An 18,913-nucleotide genomic window follows, 5' to 3' on the forward strand; every position below is an offset into this window, starting at 1 on the left:
ATGATCTATAGCCTTAACCGTTTTCTGTGATAATTATATAATTGTGTTCTTGTTGTGTTTGAGCCAGTGTTTAGTTTTTTAGACTTAGTGGATTTATTTTTTGAAATATACGGGGCGTATTTTCTTTGAAGAGTCTACCGGATTGTAAGTTACCGATTAATTACAGTATATGTAATAATGTAGAATATTGTGTTTTTCTAATTTGTTTAATTGGAAATATACAAAAATATGAGCCTAAGACATGCTCAATAGCGTGCGTATTTTTTTTCACTCAAAATAAAATATTGTTTTTTTAAGTTGTTGGAGTGAATGATGTGGTTTTTTGTAATGAGAGTCATTGTTGTGTTTTGTTGAATGGCATTATTCTTTGAGAAACGTTTTTTTTATCCTCCAAAGTAGAAGAACCGGTATCGCTGAAATCTTATGAAAATCCATTCATAAGATTATATTGCGGGTGTTTTTAATACGAAACAACGCATCCAAACCAGTTTTACTATGAAAAAAATTACCTGTCTGATGATGTTGGCGGGAGGATTTATGTTCTCTTGTTCCAGCTCCAGCGACGATTCTACTCCGACCCAAAAAGGCGAGTTGACAATCAGCGCTACTGTGGATTCCCAAACGGATTCCAAAACATTGGCTCGCATGTCATCGAATTCGGTGGATGACTTTCAGGTGAGCATCCTCAAAGGAGACCAAGTGGTCCATTCTTACGACAAATTTTCGGAGGTTCCGGAAACCGTTGAGCTTGAGGCCGGCGAATATTCCGTAAACGCCGTATCAAAAGAGTTTACCGCTCCGGCTTTCGCATCGCCCGTTTACGGCGATATGGAAAAAGTAAGCGTAACGGCCGAGAACACCGCCCAAGCGGAATTGGTTTGCGTTCAGACCAACGCCGGTGTTAAGCTTGTGTACACCGACGCTTTCAAAGCCAAATATTCGACTTACAGCGCCGAACTCTCTTCGGAAATCGGAAAGCTGGACTACGTCCAAGACGAAGCTCGTACAGGCTACTTCCTGCCGGGCGACGTGAAAATGAAAATCAACTTGCCTGAAGACAAGAGCGTAGAGAAAACCGTGGCTGTAGCCGGCAAGGAGCTCTGGACCGTAACGGTTGACTACACTGAAGAAGGTGAGAAAACCGGAATCAGTATTTCTATCACGATCGACGACAGCGTGGACCAGAAGGAAACCACGATTATCGTGCGTCCGGGTGAAGGCGAAGAGCCTGGCGACGGCGAAACTCCTGAGCCGGGTGAAGGCGACGGCGAGATCTTCATCTCGGAGTACGGCGAAGGTTCGAGCCAAAACAAGGCGATCGAGCTTTACAACCCGACAGGTGCCGACATGAGCTTGGAAGGTTACGCTTTGGCGATTTTCGCTAACGGAGCCACTGACGAGGCCGCGAACGTTATCCCGCTTAGCGGAACTATCAAGTCGGGTGGTGTATTCTTGATCACACATCTGGAATACAATAAGGACTTGTTGAATGACGGGGTTGTGGCTGACCAGACTTCGGACAAACTGACCTTTAACGGTGACGATGTAGTGTTCTTGTTGAAAAACGACACTAGAATTGACGTTTTCGGAACGCTTGGCAACGAGAAAAACAACAAGATTTGGGGCGATAAGACGTTTATCAGAAAAGCTTCGGTCAAGTCACCGTCGACTACTTTCAACGAAGACGCCGATTGGGACAAAATCGAAACCAGAGATGACGGCTCTAACCTCGGTTCGCACACTGTGAACTGATTTTGGAAATATGCGCCGCCCGCCCTTTGCGGACGGTTCTGAAGAATAATCCGGAGTACCGCTGGCCGTTTAAAAACGGTCATGCGGTACCCTTCATTTTACGGCGGGCGTTTTGTCCGTCAAAATACGCTGCGGGCTGGGAAGATTCGGAAGCCAGAGGCGGTAAAATACTGTAGCGCAATGAGAGTTTATACAAAATTGAAAACGCTGTTTTTCCTGTCCGCCGTAATGGTGGCCTGGAGTTGTTCTTCGGACCTGACTACCGATGAGCAAGGAAGCGGCACTGTACTGACCAAGGCTTTTTTCAACGGAACCGGGGCGCCGGAATTCGATGAGAGCGATTCTTGGAAAGGGGTCATCAAAAATGCTTCGGACGAGAAAGTGGCGGAATTTTCGGGCACCGAATCGGGCGAGGTCGTTTTACCCGCGGGGAAATATTCGGTGGAATATACCAACGGCTTGAACGTAACGCCGGCTTGGGATACGCCTTACTACTACGGAGAGAAAGATTTTACGGTGACATCGGGCCAAGTCAGCGACTTGTCGATAACCGTGTCGCAGAAAAGTTTCGGAATTAAGTTAACGTATTCTGACAAATTCAAAGAGACTTACGGCGAATACAGCGCTGAGGTAACTAGCCCTGAAGGAACTTTGGCTTACGCCAAATCAGAAACCCGTTCGGGCCACTTTTTTAACGGTCCCGTAACCGTCAAGGTGAATTTCACTACGGGTTCCAAAAACGATTCGTATACCCAAACCATCGAGAAAGGCGACAACCTGATTGCGCCGGGCAGTATGCTTACCGTAAAGCTGACCGTTCCTAACGAAGGCGACGGAGGTGGCGAACTGGAGCCGTACTACAAAAGCGCCAAAGGCAAAGTGGGCGCCGACCTGAAAAGTACTCTGACCGATATTATCGAGGGCCACAGAGATAGGGGCTATAGTGCCCTGTGGGAGATTTACAGAACTTCGGACCGTCGTTCTGACGGAACGGTTTGGGATATTTATTCCGATAACCCTAACGGAGCTAACCCTTACGATTACTCATTTGGCTCGGGCCAATGCGGAAATTACGGAGGAGAAGGCGATTGCTATAACCGCGAACACACTGTTCCTAAGAGCTGGTTTGGCAAAAAAGCGCCGATGGTGAATGACTTTTTCCACATTCTGCCTACCGACGGCTACGTGAACGGCAAAAGAAGCAGCCACCCTTATGGTGAAGTGGACAACGCCTCTTGGACTTCGCAAAACGGTTCCGAATTGGGATCGGCCCGTTCGGGACTTGGATATTCGGGAACAGCCTTCGAGCCTATTGACGAATACAAAGGCGATGTCGCCAGAATTTACTTCTACTTCGTAACCCGTTACGCTTCGAAAATTGGCGGTTGGGACAACGAAGTGTTTAGCCATGATTACAAAGGACTTGATCCTTGGGCGTTGGAGATGTTCCTGAAATGGCACAAAAACGATCCTGTAAGCCAGAAGGAAATCACCAGAAACGAAGAAGGTTTCAAATTCCAAGGTAACCGTAACCCATATGTGGACCATCCAGAATTTGTGGACAAAATTTGGGTGACGAGCAGTACGGCCAGAATGGCCAGCTTGCCGAGCGCAAAAGTGAAGTTCAACTATATTTTGGTCAAGTAATTTGATCTTTGAACTGTAAAAAATTGAAAGAGGCTGTTTCCGGAATCGGGGACAGCCTCTTTTCTGTTGAAATCCAGTGGGGCTTCGGGGCGTGTGCTGGAAATTAGTTTTTTGAGGATACGTCAACGAAGCCGTATTCGAAATACTGTTTGCTGACGAAAGTTCCGTTTTTGGTTTCCGTGCGTTCTGTGGGATAGCCGTCAGCGTCGTATTCGAATTCGATTTGAGTGTTTTCGGTTTGGGTCGATGTCTGTTTGATGGAAGTTACGTTGTTGATCCCCATCGGCTCAAAGTTCATATAAAGGATGGCCTGGTTGGCGAAATCCTCGAACGCCTGTCCGGAAAACCACCCTTGGGCCAGGCTACGCTTATCGTCGAACGTGTATCTCGAAAGAATCGGATCGTTGCTTTGGTATTGCGTTTTGACTTCCACGGGACGGTTTAACGCGTCATAACTGAATTCATATGTTGAGGTGCCGTTATAAAGCCAGACGTCTTCGAAATTATAGTTTGTATAAACTCTCATCTCCCAAGCTTCGGTTCTTCCTTGGTCGTTTAGGGTGATTTTTACGGTGTCAAGTTCGTAACTCTTCAGATTGAAAAAGAAGTGCTCGATCATTTCGATTTCCGTATCGCTTTTGTATTCGAGAGACGTTGCGAGTTCCTGTTCCAAAGAGCCGTTGAAACCTGGACTGCTGTAGGCCTCGATCCTTTTCAGTCGTTTTTCATTATCGTAATGGAAATCCAATGTCTTCCATAATTGAAAATCGCCGTCAATAGGATGTTCGATATAGTCCGTGACTCGCAGAATGTTTCCGGTACCGGTGTATTGGTAGTCGGATTTTATCTTTCTTATTTCCTCGGGATTGGACGAGAACCGGTATTCGCCCCATGAACGGACCAGTCGTTTTTCCATGGTAGGCGTTTCGGGTGGCGCGTCGCAGTCGTCTTTGTCGCAGGAAGCGAGGAATAACAAGGCGGACAGATACGCAAAAGCGGGTAGCGTTCGGCTAAAAAAAGAGGAGTACGTCAATTTCATGGTTATTGGAAGTTGAAAGGATTTGGAGTGAAGCTGTTTGTTTATGGTTGTTCTTCGTAAACGAATTCGAGTTTTGCGCGCAGGTTTCCGTCCAAGGTTGTGGTTTGTGTTGTGGGATAGCCGTCTTTGTCATATTCGAAAGTGTTGACTGTACCACCTTCTTGGCCTTTAAATTTCAAGCTCGTCACATTGTTGGTTTGCGAAGGCTGAATGAGGTTGAACGACGGTATGATTAGCGTAGCCAGCGAAGCGATTGGCTGGTTGGCGTACCAGTTTTTCGTCATGCTGTTTTTGTCGTCGTAACTGATTTCATAGACTGTCTCGGCCCCGTCGTTTTTTTTGTAAGTCCGGGAAATAAGCCTTTTTTCACTGTCGTAGACTCCCGTATAGGTCGTTTCGGGGTATGGGCCTATCAAAACATTCTGCTTGTTATTTGTGTAGCGTTTTTTTGTCCATTTTTTAGCGGTGTTGTCCGGATTGAGGGTGACGAATGTGGAGTCAACCTGAAAAAGTTCCGGTCCGGCAAAGACTTGGTTAACGAGCAGGGCCTCTTGGTCATTCGGATATTTGATTTCTAAGTTTAATGCCAATGAGCCGTTGTAGTCAAAGACCTCTCGTTGGATCAGGCGTCCTTGCGCATCGTATTTGAAAATGCCTGAGCTGGAAGCGACTTCTTTCTTTTCATCGTCCAGTTTGATGTATTTGTTCCGGAGCAAATTGCCGTTATCGGTATAAGCGTATTCCATACGGTAGTGCAAAGGCTCGGGCGGAACCCTGTGCTTGTCGTATGAGGTGAACTCTACTTTGGAAAGCCTTTTTTCGTGGGTGTCAGGTTTGGACGGGATGTCGCTATCATTGTCTTTTTGGCACGAACCGAGTGAGAACAGGACGAATATTGCGAATGCGGTTATTGGTCGATATTGGAATGGGAAATTCATAGAGTCTGTTGATAGTTTTAAGCGATATATTTGTGCGAGCGTCGGTGAGAAAGACACGTCAGGGATCCGTTCGGCGGTGTGACTTTACATGAGCGGTCGAATAGGCAGAGTACACGACCGGAATTGATATGCGAAGGGATTTTGGCTTGCCTTCTCACTGATAAAGAGCTCGCTTCGCAATTTCGCAGTTACGGCCGGCTTATGGCTGGTACAAACAAGGCTATAGCTGGTACATTTGGGGGTAGAGGGGATTTTGGCACTAAAAAGAGGAGAGTGTTCACAAACGCTTTTCTACGCCGAATACTTTTACGCTTTCGGTTTTGCCTTTCAGAACTGTCTCCCCGATGCATGAAAACGTGAACCGTTCGTCGTGCCGAAACCACCGGTACAGAACTTCCGACACCAGAATGTCTTGCCCGAAGCGATTGCATTCCCCTTGTATTCTTGAAGCGGTAATGATGGCGTCGCCATGATAGGCTATTTCCCTTTTTATTTCGCCTACTTCCACCATAACGGTTTTTCCGGAATTCAGCCCTGCTTTGAATTCGGGAACCAAACCGTATTTGCCCTTATAGTATTCCGCTTTTTCCGCTATCGCATCCCGAAATCCGAAAAAAGCTTGCAAGCAGTTCGAGCTTTCTTTCCCTCGGTCAATTTCCCAGGTTATCACCGCTTCGTCGCCCACATACTGGTATATCTCCGCTTTATAGTTCTCAATAATGGTCAAGTCAGCGAAACAATCCTGAATCAGCTCGCTGTAGTGGATGTGGCCTAACTTTTCGGCTATAGACGTGGACGATTTCAGGTCCAAAAACATAAAGACGCGGTCTACCTCCTTTGGGCTGTGGAACTTTCCGGTCATCATTTTCCAAAGGTTTCCCCTGCCGAATTTTTGGCTGACTTGGCGCATGAAATTCACGAAGAAGATAATGCCGAAATAATATGGGAGCAAGAGCGCCATGTCTTTCGATAGGATAAAGTCTTTGAAGTAAAACCAGTGGAAGTCATACGGTTCGAACATCGTGTAAATGATGATGCCGACCAAAATCATACTTAGGATGACTAAAAAGTAAGAGACCGAACCGGTGATAATGACAGTGCCGAAGGAAAGGTTTTTTGATAGTTTTTGTTTCAATACATAATCGGTTGACCCGAAAAGTATCCCGGCGACCAATCCCAGTATGGCGTTGATCATCACGACATGCCACAGGTCTTTTGGCATGGTCTCGAACCCCAGAACTCTTACCAGGCTCCAATACGTGAAAGCGACAGTCCAGATTGCGAAATGTTTCAGGACGCTGGCGAGGTATCTGCTTTTCATGTTTACTTCAACAAAATTGAGGCTCCGAAAAAAGGAAACGCTTTTGGGAATATGGCAGTTTTGATTCCGGCCGGTAAAAGCGGAAAAAAACGGTTTGCTGGGTCTTTTTGCGATTCAGAGGCTTATTCTACGGTTCGGCTTTTTCGAATTCCGCTCATGGCGAGGCTGGCGTAACTTTGTGGTGTAAAAGTAGTCCCTTGGGCGCAAGACAAAAAAGATGATGGAAAAAAACGCTTTCATAAGATTCTTGGACAACGTATCGATGAGGCTGACGGTTTTGGGCCTTAAAATCATTCGTCTGCTGAGTGCGTTGGGAATAGTCCGCAACCTATGGGGTTTCGTTTTTGCCATAGCGTTAAGTCTCGGCCCCGCTTTGGCCCAGCCAGAATATGAGGCGGTGAGCGGTTGGAAAGTGGCGAAAAAAGAACGCAACCTTACGCTGATGTATCGCTGGGTGCGGACGGCCGAAGGGAAGAAAACCAGACAGGTGCGTTTTGAGCTCACGGTAAAAGCCGATGCCGAGGACCTGATCTTTTGTCTGTCCGATAGCGCCGAATTGACGCAATGGAAAGCGGGCGTACGGAAAAGCGGAATTTTGGACCGTAAGAAAAACAGCTGGGTGACGTATACCCAATTCGATATACCGAAAATATTCGGTCAGCAGGATTTGGTGGCTAAATATACGGTTGAACGAGAGCCTGAACAGGTGATAATTCGTGCTACGGCCAGCCCCGATTATACGGAAAGGGAAGAAGGAGTGGAACGTCAGGAGCGATACGAGGAGTATTGGATACTGCGCAATTTTGGGGAAGGAGTTACCGGTGTGGAGTTCTCCTCCATAGCGGCGTCAGAGCCGGTGGTGCCCCGTTTTATACAAGATAAGTTCACGCAACCTGTTTTGATTCAGTCTTTTGATGACTTGAGGAAGAGAAGCGAGCGAAGATATATGAAGCGAAACCCGTAGGGCTTCGTATAAGAAACTAGATGACTGACCGAAAAGAGGATGAGCTATGGAAAACGCAACAAACACTTACGCCGTAATCACGGGTGCCAGCCAAGGCCTTGGCAAATGTTTGGCCTTGGAATGCGCCAAACGAGGCATGAACCTGATTTTGGTGTCGTTGTCCGGGGAGGGAATTGGGGACGTGGGTCAATTTATCGAATGGGAATACTCTGTAAACGTAAAAACCTTTGAGGCCGACTTGACCGATGCGGAACAGCTTCAACGGCTTGTGCGTTACCTGAAAACTTTCGAGATAAACGTTTTGCTCAACAACGCCGGCATCGGTGGTACCAAACCGTTTTCGGAGGCGTCGGAAAATTACATCGACAATATCATCTTTTTGAATATCCGGGCGTTGGTTTCGCTTACCAAAAACTTGTTGCCGATCCTTTCCCGGCAAAAAAGCGCTCATATTCTGAATATAGCCAGCATGGCCTCTTTTGGCGCCATGCCTTTCAAGACTGTTTATCCGGCGTCGAAGGCCTTCGTAAAGTCTTTTTCCCGAGGTTTGGCCTGCGAGTTGGAGGGAACAGGCGTGCGGGTAAGCGTGGCCTATCCGGGCGGTATGCCTACCAACAAGGAAGTTTCCGACAGGATTAACCGGCATGGCGGTTTGGTGAGATCCACTATTTTGGGACCCGAAAAAGTGGCCGAAATCTGTATCAGAGAAATGTTGGAAGGCAAGGAGGAAATAACGCCGGGAATGATGACCAAACTTAGCCGTTTGTTTTTCAAACTCTGTCCAGAATCTTTCCGCTTGGCTATATTCCGCAAGAATGTGTTGAGGGAAATCCACGAAATGAAGACGTGTCATGCCTGAGCAAAGCAAGAAAAGAGTGTTGGTTACCGGAGCCAACGGTCTGTTGGGCGCTAATATAGTGGAGCAATTGACCAAAAGCGAAGACTACACACCAGTGGCCATGGTGCGCAAAGGTTGTGATATGCGGTCGTTGGACGGTTTGGAATACGAACTGTTCGAAGGAAACATCACCGATATAGCGGATTTAGAACAGGCAATCTCCGGTTGCAACTTCGTGATTCACAGCGCGGCCATGACAGCCATCAAGGGTACGGACTTCGAAGCTTTTGAGCGAGTGAATATTACGCCTACCAAAAACATAGCTCGGATATGTGCCAAGCACGGCGTCCGGCGGATGGTTTTTGTCAGTACGGCCAATTGCTTTACGAACGGGAGTCTGGCAAAGCCCGGAAACGAGCTCGGCGGTTTTATGCCTTGGCTCAAGAAATCGGGCTACGCTTACAGCAAGCTTTTGGCTCAGGAACACATACAAGAACAGGCTTGGGCCAATGAGCTAAACGCCATAGTAGTGGCGCCCACGTTTATGCTCGGTTCCCGCGACGCTGGCCCTTCCAGCGGTACCATGTTACTTTACGGCCTAAAAAAGCGAGTCGTATTTTATCCGCCCGGCGGAAAAAGTTTTGTGGATGTGCGGGCTGTAGCCAAAGCCACCGTCACAGGCCTGACTAAGGGAGAGAGCGGGGAGCTGTTCTTGCTTTCGGGAGAGAATATGACTTACCGTGATTTTTTCAGGACGATAAGTAAAGTGTCCGGAAAACGCAAGCTGTTGGTTCCGGTGCCAGGAGCCGTATTCGGTTTTGTGTCGGCCGTTTCCGAACTTGTGGGCAGAATGTCGGGAAAGAAAGCGTTGTTCGACAAAACCAATAAGCGTTTGTTGTGCCTCGATAATTATTTCTCGAACAATAAGGCCGTAGCCTCATTGGACATGGAACAAACCGATGTGGAAAGCTCCGTTGAAGAGGGAATGCGGTGGTTTGGTCAAAACGGATACCTATGAGTGATTCTGGTTTTTGGACGAAGTTTCTGCAGAGATTTTGTGTCGTATTTCTAATACAGTTGATTATCAAGGCTTTCGATACAAGCTTTGAGGTGTCGCCTGACATTACGTTTCGCGGGATAGTTTTCACCGTTTTTTTCTGCGTGTTGTGGATGGGTATATGGTATCTGGCTGGATGGGTGAATAGGAGGCTGAAAAGCAAGGGGCTCCTAGTGAAGTTTGGGGTGAATTTGTTATTGGCATTTTCAAGCGGATATATCTCTAACAAAGCTTATGAGCTTGGGGACGTATACCTGTTTGGAAACGAGGCAATGTGGGAGGGGGTCGGAGAGTTGAATCCGGAGCTCACCTTTGGCTTGTCGATTTTTTATATGTTGATATACGCGATCAGTGAAACGGTGGATCGCGAAAGAAAAATCAAAGAAGAGCAACTCAGGGTAAAAGAGCTCGAAAAGCGAAACATACAGGCGCGCTTTCTGGCTTTGAAACAGCAGATAGAACCGCATTTTCTGTTCAACAGCCTCAGCGTTTTATCCGAATTGGTATACATCGACCAGGATTTGGCATCGGATTTTATAGTCAAACTGTCCAAGATTTTACGCTATGTCATAGAGCGTAACGAAGAATCGCTTGCGCCTATGCGGGGCGAGATGGACATAACACTGGATTATTTTTTTCTGCTCAAAGCCCGTTTCAAAGACGCCCTGATCCTGAATAATAATATAACGGGAGAAGACTTGGAAGACGCCTATTTACCGCCCGTGTCTATACAGATGTTGGTGGAAAATGCCGTAAAGCATAACAAGCTCACCGACAAGAAGCCCATTGTGATAGAGATAAGGAGGGAAAACAACGATATTATTGTCAGCAACAATATCAACAAAAGGAAAATACAGGGCGGATCAATCAAAAAAGGCTTGCGGAACCTGACGAAGCGTTATCGTATGATGTCGGACCGCGCGCCCGTGATTGAGGATGACGGGGCTAACTTTACGGTTTATTTGCCTGTGCTTTCCAAAAAGAAAAGCTTGCCGTGACTCTGCGTGAAACCCCGTCCCAAATAAACCTTGCAGTCTCATTACTTTGAATCAAGACCCATGTGGATTTTAATAATCGAAGACGAATACCACACAGCCGAACGACTGGAGCGTTTGCTGGAAGCCTATAATCCTGAGATAGAGATACTGGCCAAGCTAAAATCAGTGGAGGACAGTGTGGAATGGTTCAGGACACACCGGGCGCCGGACCTTGTTTTTCAGGATATCGAACTTAGCGACGGCAATTGCTTCGAGATTTATAGGCAAGTGGAGGTGAAAACACCGATCGTATTCACGACGGCGTATAGCGAGTACGCTTTGGAAGCTTTTCGCCTCAACAGCGTAGACTATGTCGTGAAGCCTTATGACCGGGAAGACATAAAACGGGTGCTTGACAAGTTCGGTGATATGCGCCAAGTTTTCTCTCCCATGAGCCGTGAGTTTGTCGATAGTATGGTTCACACTCGTTCGCGGGCCGTTAAATCCCGTTTCCTGATCCGGATGGGAGACCGATACAAGACCGTGTCGGCTATGGATGTATATTACTTGCGCTATGATGAAGGAGTGACGTTTGCGTACCTGGCCAATGGCGAAAAATACCCGGTGGACAATACCGTATCTGAACTGGAAAACCAACTGGACCCCGACCGATTTTTTAGGATAAACCGCAAATACATAGTCAGTATAGACTGTATAGGGAAGATAAGCACGTGGTTTAATAGTCGGATAAAGCTGGAACTGCGTCCTGACCCCGATGAGGAGATCATCGTGAGCCGTGACCGTATCAGGAATTTCAAACGTTGGCTTGACGGGGAAGGTGCTGGTTGATGCCGATTGCGGGACTTATTAGGTATGGCTGTCCGTTATGCCAGCATTTTATTTTTTAAGAAAATTGGGGTAACAGTAAAATTAAAGCCTGTTGATTTTTTTTGGTCATTTTGTGTTTTTTATTTTTGGTCCATAATCGTATTCTGATTCATTGACGCTAGGTCATTTTTCCTTATATTGATTTAAAATGTTTTGGCAAGAGGCACTGTTCGTGTTTTTGTCACAGATAAAGTATTTATAAACGTTATTTTCTCTTATTTGAAAAGGTTCTCGGAGCTGTTGTTTGATTAAGCTGTCTGTGAACTTGTAGACGATGTTTTTGATTTTGTGGAGGGAGACTAGAGAAAACGTAAACAAAAATAATTTCGGAAAGTCATAATGATCCTTTTTTAAGTTTTTAACCGATACGGATATTTTGTTGTGCGCTACCCGTGCGGTTTTATAAGTGCTGGATGGTCCAGTTTGTAAGGATAATATCATAACGGTCTGTTATGTTGGTAAATGATGAAACGGTCTTGGCGTTGCGCTCCGGTGACACTTCGGCTTACGAGCGTGTTGTGAACGAGTATTATTCCCAAATCCTGTATTATTCGAAGGAATACCTAGATGATGAAGAGGAGGCGAGGGAGGTGACGCAAGATACTTTTGTAGCGCTGTGGGAAGGGCGAACGCCTATCAAAGACGCGTCGCACTTGCGAGGTTATCTTTTTTCCGTGTCCAAACACCTGAGTCTGATGCGGATCCGGAAACGAAAGAGCCGTCGCGGTTATGAGGATTACCTTTTGAGATCTCACAATTCACGAATTGAGAAAAACGACCCCGACGCCGTGTACGCTTTTAAGGAAACGGAAGAGCGAATACTGCGCGTATTGGAAGTAATGCCGGAACAACGGCGGAAAGTCTTTTCGATGAGCCGGCAAGAAGGTCTTAAATACGCCGAAATAGCAGAACGCTTGGGGATTTCCATCAAGACGGTGGAGGTGCATATGGGCAGTGCGTTGAAAATGTTCCGGGAAGCGTTTCGGTCCCGTGAAGAGTTGTGATCGTTTAAAAAAAAGAAAAAATGACCGTGTTTTTTTCTCCCTATTTTCGGTCGGAATAAAAAAAGTGATTTTTTTTCAAAATTGACTAAGGGGAAGTCGTCGGTTAAACACTGTATGTATGAATTCTGATATGGAAAGGTTGTACGCAAAATATCTGGCCGGAGAGGCCGACGCTTCCGAGATCCGCGAAATCGAAAACATGATGGAACGGGACCCGGAAGAGTTCGCCGAAGCGAAAGAGCTTTGGGCCTTGGCCGGTGCCTTGTCTGAAACCAAAAAACCGAAGCCTTCAGAAGTGGAGGACGTAATACGCAAGGCTGGTGTGAAAGCGCCACGGCGAAAGGTCTCGAAGAGTGTGAGTCGGACTTTGGGATGGCTTGATCACTATATGCGTGTGGCGGCGGTGTTGTTGCCATTGATTTGTTTGGCATATGCTGGTTCGAGATTGTTCTCTGCTGAAGAAAACAAATCGTTGGGCACTTTCCGGGTACCGAACGGCAGTGTGGCCTCTTACGAGCTACTCGACGGCAGTGAAGTGGAATTAAATGCCGGAAGTTCGTTGACCTTGGAATCTTGGGATGACGAACGAAAGGTGAACCTTTCGGGCGAAGCCCTGTTCCGGGTAGCTAAGAATGACGATAAACCGTTTTGGGTTATAACCGATGGGATTTCGGTCCGGGTTACCGGTACGGTGTTTAACGTAAAGGCTTATTCCGGCGAGGCGAAATCGCAAGTGAGTCTGTTGGAAGGCGGTGTCGATATTTACGCGACGGGCGCTGACAAAAAGGAACTGAGCCTGGTACCCGGCGAAAAAGTGGTGTTCGACGCCAAAAACAAGAGCTTCGGGAAGTATAAAGCCTCTGGAAACGAATCCGAATGGACATCGGGCCGGGAGCGTTTCGAAGAACTCGGCTTCGCCGATTTGGCTACGCTTCTGGGCAGAATGTATGATCTGGAAGTTAAAATGGAATCCAAAACGGTGCAGGAAAGCCATATGACAGGTAGTCTGAACCGAAACCATCCGATAGAGGACGCTTTGGATTTGCTCCAACTGTCGTTGCCGGAAGGTGTGGAAATGGAATTGAAAGGAAGAGAGTTACGAGTGTTTGATAAGTAAAGCGGAGGCTTCGCTGGCCAAAACGCTTATAAAAATAATGGGAGCGGCGCTCCGCTCCCACATTGTTTCTTTGTCCCGGCCACTGTTTGGCGACTGAAGCCGAGACATTTTTTTGAAGTTCAAACTAAAGTTATGGTAAAAAAGCTTTACGAAAAAAAGCTCATAAGAAAATTTATGAGCCTGGCATTCCTTTTTGCCTTTTTGGCGACGGGCCTAAGCCCAAATCTTGCGAATGCGAAGGAAAAAGACGGTCTGGTAACGATTAGCGCCAAGGCCAAAACTTTAAAATCGGTGCTGGAAAGTATTGAAAAGCAGACCGGCTACGAATTTTTCCACAATTCGACGGTGATCAATACCAAAACGGTGGTGTCGCTTGACCTGAAGAACGCTCCGCTGGAACAAGTTTTGGACACGATCCTGACGCCCCGCAATCTTTCTTATAAAATAAAGGGTGACAGAATAGTGATCACGCCCAAATCAAAGGCACCGCAGCAGGACAAAAAAGTAAAGATCAGCGGAAAAGTGCTGGATTCGGACGGTGAAGAGATTCCCGGTGCGAATATTCGCGTGCGTGGCAACGCCGATTTGGGAACCATCACTGACTTTGAGGGAAACTTTACGTTAATGGCCCCTATGGGCTCTGTCCTTGAGTTCTCGTATGTCGGATTCAGCAACGAGGAAATGCAAGTGGACGGACCAATGTCAGATCTTAAGGTGTCGCTTACAGAAGACGTAACCGAGCTTGGCGAAGTGGTGGTGACCGCTTTGGGTATCAAGCGTGAGAAAAAAGCTTTGGGTTATGCCGTGACGGAAGTTAAGTCAAGCGAAATCACAAATACGGGAGAGACCAACGTGGTGAACGGTCTTCAAGGTAAAGTGGCCGGTTTGAGTATCGGCAACACTTCTGCGGGATCTAACGGTTCGCAGTCTGTGGTTTTGCGTGGTAATTCTTCGATTGCCGGTAATAACCAAGCGTTGATCGTTGTCGATGGTGTTATTTACGACAGTGGCGATTTCGGACAGGGTAACTCTGCCGAAGGTTTTGACCGCGGTTCGGGTATTTCCGATATCAACCCCGAAGATATCGAAAGCGTTACGGTACTGAAAGGCGCAAACGCCGCGGCCCTTTATGGAGCTAAAGCCGCTACGGGTGTATTGGTAATAACCACCAAGAAACGACTTAGAGACAAAGGAATAGGTCTTTCTTATAAAGGTGGCGTTACACTAAACGACGCTTATGTATTCCCTGACTTGCAGAACGTTTACGGTCAAGGAAAAGCGGGATCCAGTAAAGTCGGATTCTATGATGGTGTGGCCGAAGACGGCATTCCGGTGATTGGCGGTGGAACCAAAGATGAATCTTGGGGGCCGAAAATGGAAGGCCAAGACGTTCACGTAGCTTGGTTGCGTGGAAATCCTATCCGTAAATACAGCCCGCAGGAAGACAACTACAAAGATATTTTCCGTACAGGTGTACGTGTCGATCATAACGTTTCGATGTCTTACGGTTCTGACAAGGCTACGTATTACTTGTCTTTCCTGAATCAGGAGTCTTCGGAATATGTGCCGAATAGCGAATGGTCGAAAACGGGTGTCTCTTTGCGGGTTACGCAAGATGTGACGGACCGGTTCTCTATTGATGGAAAATTGAATTTTGTAGAGCAGTCGGCCAGAAACCGTATGTCAACGGGTTATGGTCCGTCGGCTTATACGCAGTTAGCCAAAGGGCCCCGTAGTTTTTATGACTCGGATCTTCGTAACTACAAATATGGCCCATCCGGAAAAGATTGGGGAAATAAATACTTCGCTGACGGTGAGCAAGTAATCTGGTCTACAACAAGTTATATCGGTAACCCTTACTGGGCATTGTACCAAAACAGTAACTCGGATAAGCGTCGCCGTTTGGTGGGAAGCTTTAAGCTGAACTACAAGATTTTTGAAAGCCTGAACGCTAGTTTGCGCCATAGTTTTGACCAAACTGATTTTGAAAACCACGCCGCTTTCTCGGAAGGATCGCGTTGGGGTGCTCAAGAAGGGCGTTATGAGTTTAAGGAAGGTTACCGTAAAACATCCACGACAGACCTTTTGATCAGCGGACAAAAAGATTTGCTTGGCGGTGACTTTACTATCGGCGGAACGGCGGGCGCTTCGCAGTACCGTAGGTCTAGCCATACGAGTTCTTTTGTGGGCAGGGGCTTCAAGATGAGCGACCTGAACACCATCAACAATACGAAAGAGCAAGCCACGACTTATGGTGATTCGGACGAGGTTGTAAACTCGATATTCGCTTCGCTTCAACTTTCTTATCAGAATATTTATTTCTTGGAAGCGACAGGCCGTAGCGATTGGAGTTCTACGCTTTCCGAAGAAAATCGCAGATTCGACTATCCATCTGTTACGGGTAGTATAGTGTTCTCGGAATTTATCGAAGACCAGAGCATACTTTCTTTCGGTAAGTTTAGGGCTTCTTGGGCAGAGGTAGGAAACGGAACGCAAGCTGGCGTTATCAACCAAAGCTATAACTTGATCCAATCGCCTAATGGTGAGATTCTCGTGACTAACGATGATGTATTGGCCTTCGAAGGCTTGTTGCCGGAAAGAATGACTTCGTTGGAAATCGGTGCTGATTTGCGTTTCTTCAACGGGTTGGCAACTTTGGACGCTACTTACTACAATGCGGTTACTAAAAACCAGATTTTGCCAAGGAAGCAAATCTCGACCGTGTCGGGGTACAGATACCGTGTAGTGAACGGTGGAGAGGTAAGAAACAGAGGTATCGAATTGATGCTTGGACTTAACCCGATCACCACTGACAATTTTTCATGGAGAATCAACGCCGCATACAACAAAGCGAAATCCGAGGTATTGGATCTTGATGGCCAAGACTCGTTTGTTCTTGGCGGTGGTAAGTATGCGCATACCGCATTGGTTGAAGGCGAGCCATTCCCGATTATCCGTGGTGTGTCTTTCAAGCGTGACGATGACGGAAACGTAATGGTGGATAGCAAAGGTATTCCTATGCGTTCTGATGACCCGAATGTGCATCTCGGTAAAGTTGAGCCTGACTGGACGGGGTCATTGACCAATACGGTTAGCTATAAAGGGCTTACGCTATCTGCTCAGATAGACGTGTCGATGGGTGGCAATATCATCTCTAACACGAATGTCTCGTATGATGAGCAAGGTAACTCAGTGGCTTCTTTGAACGGTCGTCAAGAGTGGATCGAATCAGAGGAGGCTCGCCGTGCCGCCGGAAGCCCTTCTGACTGGGTGCCTACGGGTGGTGTGGACCTTTGGGTAGGTAACTCCGTATTTGAGGACGGAACAGCCAACTCGGGTGATAACGCCTATTACGCAAACCCATATAAATTCTGGGACGGCATGAGAAAAATTGGTGAGCATGTGATTGAGGATGCTTCGTACGTGAAGTTCCGTCAGTTGTCACTCACTTACAGATTGCCAAAACGTTTGGTTGAGAAAACTCCATTCCAAAGCATCGACTTCTCGGTAGTGGGCAGAAACCTTTGGATACTTTATCGTGAGACGGAACACTATGATCCGGAATTGTACCGTAGCACTACGGCAACAAATACTTATGGTATCGAAAAAGGGTATTGGCCTGCAAGCCGGTCGTTTAATTTCAACGTGAAAGTACGCCTGTAAAAGACTAAAACAAGAAACGATGATGCGAAAATATATCAAAGCGGGCTTGTTGGCTTTTGCCTTGGCCGCCTGCACTGACAAGGATTTTGACGACGTAAACCGTGGCCTTAACCAGCTTGATGAGACGAAACCGGTTTACTTGCTTAACGCTACGTTGAAAAAAACTTACGTAAGCGATGCCGGGTTCGGAAACACTGTTTGTGGCGAATGGATCCATCATGTATCAAGGTTGAACACTCTTCAGTACGAATACGAGGATTTTTCAGCTTCTAGTACAGGGTTGTGGGATGGAGTTTATTTGATGAATAGTGACTTTGGCGATGTCCTTAGAAGAACTGAAAATACCGAAGACGCAAACGAGCAATCTGTACGTGCTTTGACGCTTATTGGAAAGGCTTTGGCTTTTAGTCGCTTGACCGATGTGTACGGTGACGTCCCTTATTTCACTGCGTCAACATTTGTGGATGGTGAAGTGGTTGAGAAAACGCCTTATGATAGCCAAGAAGCCATCTATAAGGATTTGTTGGCAAAGCTTGAGGAAGCGGTAAGCCTACTTGAAGGAAAGGCTGTGCTGGATATGACGGGAGCTGATCGCGTTTATCAAGGTGATCTTATGAAATGGAAACGGTTTGCGAACAGTTTGCGTTTCCGTTTGGCTATGCGTTTAAGTAATGTGGCGCCGGATTTGGCTGCGGACGTGATCAGTGATGTTCAGGGTTTGGATCTTATCGACAGTGAAGAGAATTCCGCCATTTGGGAAAACTCTACAGACATCGGTTACGAAAACCCAATGTACGGAGATCTGCAATCTGGTAACAGGGCGTACACTGGCGGACAGTTGGTGAATTTCCTTAAAGATAATGAGGATCCGCGCTTGGCCGTAATGGCGATGACAGTGAGAGATACTGATGAGTTTAATGGATTTCCAAATGGAGCGGAGTCTGTGAATGACCTTGATGATTACTCATATATAGGAGAACAGACATACGAAAAATGGGTGCCTACGCCAGTATTCTTGTATTCGGAGATGTGTTTCTTGAAAGCCGAGGCTTACTTGCGTGGTATAGGTATGGCCAAGGATGAGACTATGGCGAATGAATGGTACCGTAAAGGTGTGGAATCGTCATTGAACTATTGGTCGTATCAATGGATTGACAGAGGCCGTGTACCGGAAGCCCAGCCAAAGTATGGTGAAGCGGAAATTGAGGCTTTTATGGCTAAGGATATCGCGACGCTTTCGGGAACCACCGAAGAGAAGTATCGTCAGATCATGGAGCAAAAATGGGTGTCTTTGTTCTGCAACCATTTTGAGGCTTATGCGGAGGGACGTCGTTCAGGCTATCCGGAGATCAAGCAACGCCAAGCCGTGGAAGACGGGCTGAACTATAACCTCGGTGAAACTAACGGTGTGATGCCGCGCCGAGTGAAATATCCGGTTAAGCAGGGTACGTTTAACCCGGAATATTACCAACAAGCCATAGACAAAACCGACGGAAACAGCTTCCTCTACCGTGTGTGGTGGGACAATAAATAAGATTTTAAGCATTAAGTGCCAAGATGCGGACATAGTCTGAAGTAGTGTTTGGCGAACAGTTTGCTCCGCATCGTTGATGGTACTCTATTCGATTTATAATTACTGATTGTGTTTGGAGAGGGGAAGCCTTTTAGGCTTCCCTTACTTTTGATGGGCTTTACTTTTGTTTGCCCG

Annotated in this window: 14 protein-coding genes; 11 read left to right on the forward strand and 3 right to left on the reverse strand. The window is 46.8% G+C overall.

From position 1 onward, the window contains the following. Positions 1–495: 495 nt before the first annotated feature. Together AABK39_RS04730 and AABK39_RS04735 are read left to right on the forward strand one after the other, a co-directional pair. Complete coding sequence (locus tag AABK39_RS04730; RefSeq protein WP_338393761.1) at positions 496–1,752, forward strand: DUF4493 domain-containing protein; 1,257 nt, start codon at positions 496–498, stop codon at positions 1,750–1,752. A gap of 180 nt (positions 1,753–1,932) precedes the next feature. Next, complete coding sequence (locus tag AABK39_RS04735; RefSeq protein WP_338393762.1) at positions 1,933–3,399, forward strand: endonuclease; 1,467 nt, start codon at positions 1,933–1,935, stop codon at positions 3,397–3,399. Positions 3,400–3,502: 103 nt separating this feature from the next. On the opposite strand, the gene AABK39_RS04740 is transcribed toward AABK39_RS04735, so the two are convergent. The 3 genes from AABK39_RS04740 to AABK39_RS04750 form a co-directional block, all read right to left on the reverse strand. Continuing rightward, positions 3,503–4,438 (reverse strand): hypothetical protein, encoded by a 936-nt coding sequence (locus AABK39_RS04740; protein WP_338393763.1) that lies wholly within the window; start codon positions 4,436–4,438, stop codon positions 3,503–3,505. Between the two features lie 41 nt (positions 4,439–4,479). Beyond that, positions 4,480–5,376: a hypothetical protein gene (locus AABK39_RS04745; RefSeq protein ID WP_338393764.1), complete on the reverse strand. Its 897-nt coding sequence runs from the start codon at positions 5,374–5,376 to the stop codon at positions 4,480–4,482. 277 nt (positions 5,377–5,653) lie between these two features. Then, on the reverse strand, positions 5,654–6,697 hold the full coding sequence (locus AABK39_RS04750; protein ID WP_338393765.1) for an adenylate/guanylate cyclase domain-containing protein: 1,044 nt from the start codon (positions 6,695–6,697) through the stop codon (positions 5,654–5,656). 217 nt (positions 6,698–6,914) lie between these two features. Here AABK39_RS04750 and AABK39_RS04755 point away from each other — a divergent pair, with 217 nt between their 5' ends. The 9 genes from AABK39_RS04755 to AABK39_RS04795 all read left to right on the forward strand — a co-directional run bounded on the left by AABK39_RS04755 (position 6,915) and on the right by AABK39_RS04795 (position 18,739). Beyond that, the gene (locus tag AABK39_RS04755; protein WP_338393767.1) at positions 6,915–7,661 is read left to right on the forward strand and encodes an SRPBCC family protein; all 747 of its coding nucleotides are present in this window, start codon (positions 6,915–6,917) and stop codon (positions 7,659–7,661) included. 46 nt (positions 7,662–7,707) lie between these two features. Continuing rightward, positions 7,708–8,520: an SDR family NAD(P)-dependent oxidoreductase gene (locus tag AABK39_RS04760; protein WP_338393768.1), complete on the forward strand. Its 813-nt coding sequence runs from the start codon at positions 7,708–7,710 to the stop codon at positions 8,518–8,520. After that, on the forward strand, positions 8,513–9,517 hold the full coding sequence (locus AABK39_RS04765) for an NAD-dependent epimerase/dehydratase family protein (protein WP_338393769.1): 1,005 nt from the start codon (positions 8,513–8,515) through the stop codon (positions 9,515–9,517). Before AABK39_RS04760 ends, AABK39_RS04765 begins: the two co-directional genes overlap by 8 nt. Continuing rightward, complete coding sequence (locus AABK39_RS04770; protein ID WP_338393770.1) at positions 9,514–10,554, forward strand: sensor histidine kinase; 1,041 nt, start codon at positions 9,514–9,516, stop codon at positions 10,552–10,554. Before AABK39_RS04765 ends, AABK39_RS04770 begins: the two co-directional genes overlap by 4 nt. 60 nt (positions 10,555–10,614) lie before the next feature. Further along, a complete protein-coding gene (locus tag AABK39_RS04775) occupies positions 10,615–11,382 on the forward strand; it encodes a LytR/AlgR family response regulator transcription factor (protein ID WP_338393771.1) in 768 nt (255 codons plus the stop codon). Positions 11,383–11,873: 491 nt separating this feature from the next. After that, a complete protein-coding gene (locus tag AABK39_RS04780) occupies positions 11,874–12,425 on the forward strand; it encodes an RNA polymerase sigma-70 factor (protein WP_338393772.1) in 552 nt (183 codons plus the stop codon). A gap of 118 nt (positions 12,426–12,543) precedes the next feature. Then, positions 12,544–13,542 (forward strand): FecR family protein, encoded by a 999-nt coding sequence (locus tag AABK39_RS04785; RefSeq protein ID WP_338393773.1) that lies wholly within the window; start codon positions 12,544–12,546, stop codon positions 13,540–13,542. Positions 13,543–13,716: 174 nt separating this feature from the next. Further along, a complete protein-coding gene (locus AABK39_RS04790; RefSeq protein ID WP_338393774.1) occupies positions 13,717–17,205 on the forward strand; it encodes a SusC/RagA family TonB-linked outer membrane protein in 3,489 nt (1,162 codons plus the stop codon). A gap of 19 nt (positions 17,206–17,224) precedes the next feature. Further along, entirely contained in the window at positions 17,225–18,739 is a 1,515-nt protein-coding gene (locus tag AABK39_RS04795; RefSeq protein ID WP_338393775.1) for a SusD/RagB family nutrient-binding outer membrane lipoprotein, read from the forward strand. Positions 18,740–18,913 lie beyond the last annotated feature (174 nt).

Origin of the sequence: Fulvitalea axinellae (genome assembly GCF_036492835.1) — a bacterium.
Lineage (GTDB): Bacteria > Bacteroidota > Bacteroidia > Cytophagales > Cyclobacteriaceae > Fulvitalea > Fulvitalea axinellae.

Bases quoted from the DNA above. Each gene is read 5' to 3' on its own strand.
- AABK39_RS04730 (WP_338393761.1), top strand. From the start codon at position 496: ATGAAAAAAATTACCTGTCTGATGATGTTGGCGGGAGGATTTATGTTC.
- AABK39_RS04735 (WP_338393762.1), top strand. From the start codon at position 1,933: ATGAGAGTTTATACAAAATTGAAAACGCTGTTTTTCCTGTCCGCCGTA.
- AABK39_RS04740 (WP_338393763.1), bottom strand. From the start codon at position 4,438: ATGAAATTGACGTACTCCTCTTTTTTTAGCCGAACGCTACCCGCTTTT.
- AABK39_RS04745 (WP_338393764.1), bottom strand. From the start codon at position 5,376: ATGAATTTCCCATTCCAATATCGACCAATAACCGCATTCGCAATATTC.
- AABK39_RS04750 (WP_338393765.1), bottom strand. From the start codon at position 6,697: ATGAAAAGCAGATACCTCGCCAGCGTCCTGAAACATTTCGCAATCTGG.
- AABK39_RS04755 (WP_338393767.1), top strand. From the start codon at position 6,915: ATGATGGAAAAAAACGCTTTCATAAGATTCTTGGACAACGTATCGATG.
- AABK39_RS04760 (WP_338393768.1), top strand. From the start codon at position 7,708: ATGGAAAACGCAACAAACACTTACGCCGTAATCACGGGTGCCAGCCAA.
- AABK39_RS04765 (WP_338393769.1), top strand. From the start codon at position 8,513: ATGCCTGAGCAAAGCAAGAAAAGAGTGTTGGTTACCGGAGCCAACGGT.
- AABK39_RS04770 (WP_338393770.1), top strand. From the start codon at position 9,514: ATGAGTGATTCTGGTTTTTGGACGAAGTTTCTGCAGAGATTTTGTGTC.
- AABK39_RS04775 (WP_338393771.1), top strand. From the start codon at position 10,615: ATGTGGATTTTAATAATCGAAGACGAATACCACACAGCCGAACGACTG.
- AABK39_RS04780 (WP_338393772.1), top strand. From the start codon at position 11,874: ATGTTGGTAAATGATGAAACGGTCTTGGCGTTGCGCTCCGGTGACACT.
- AABK39_RS04785 (WP_338393773.1), top strand. From the start codon at position 12,544: ATGAATTCTGATATGGAAAGGTTGTACGCAAAATATCTGGCCGGAGAG.
- AABK39_RS04790 (WP_338393774.1), top strand. From the start codon at position 13,717: ATGAGCCTGGCATTCCTTTTTGCCTTTTTGGCGACGGGCCTAAGCCCA.
- AABK39_RS04795 (WP_338393775.1), top strand. From the start codon at position 17,225: ATGATGCGAAAATATATCAAAGCGGGCTTGTTGGCTTTTGCCTTGGCC.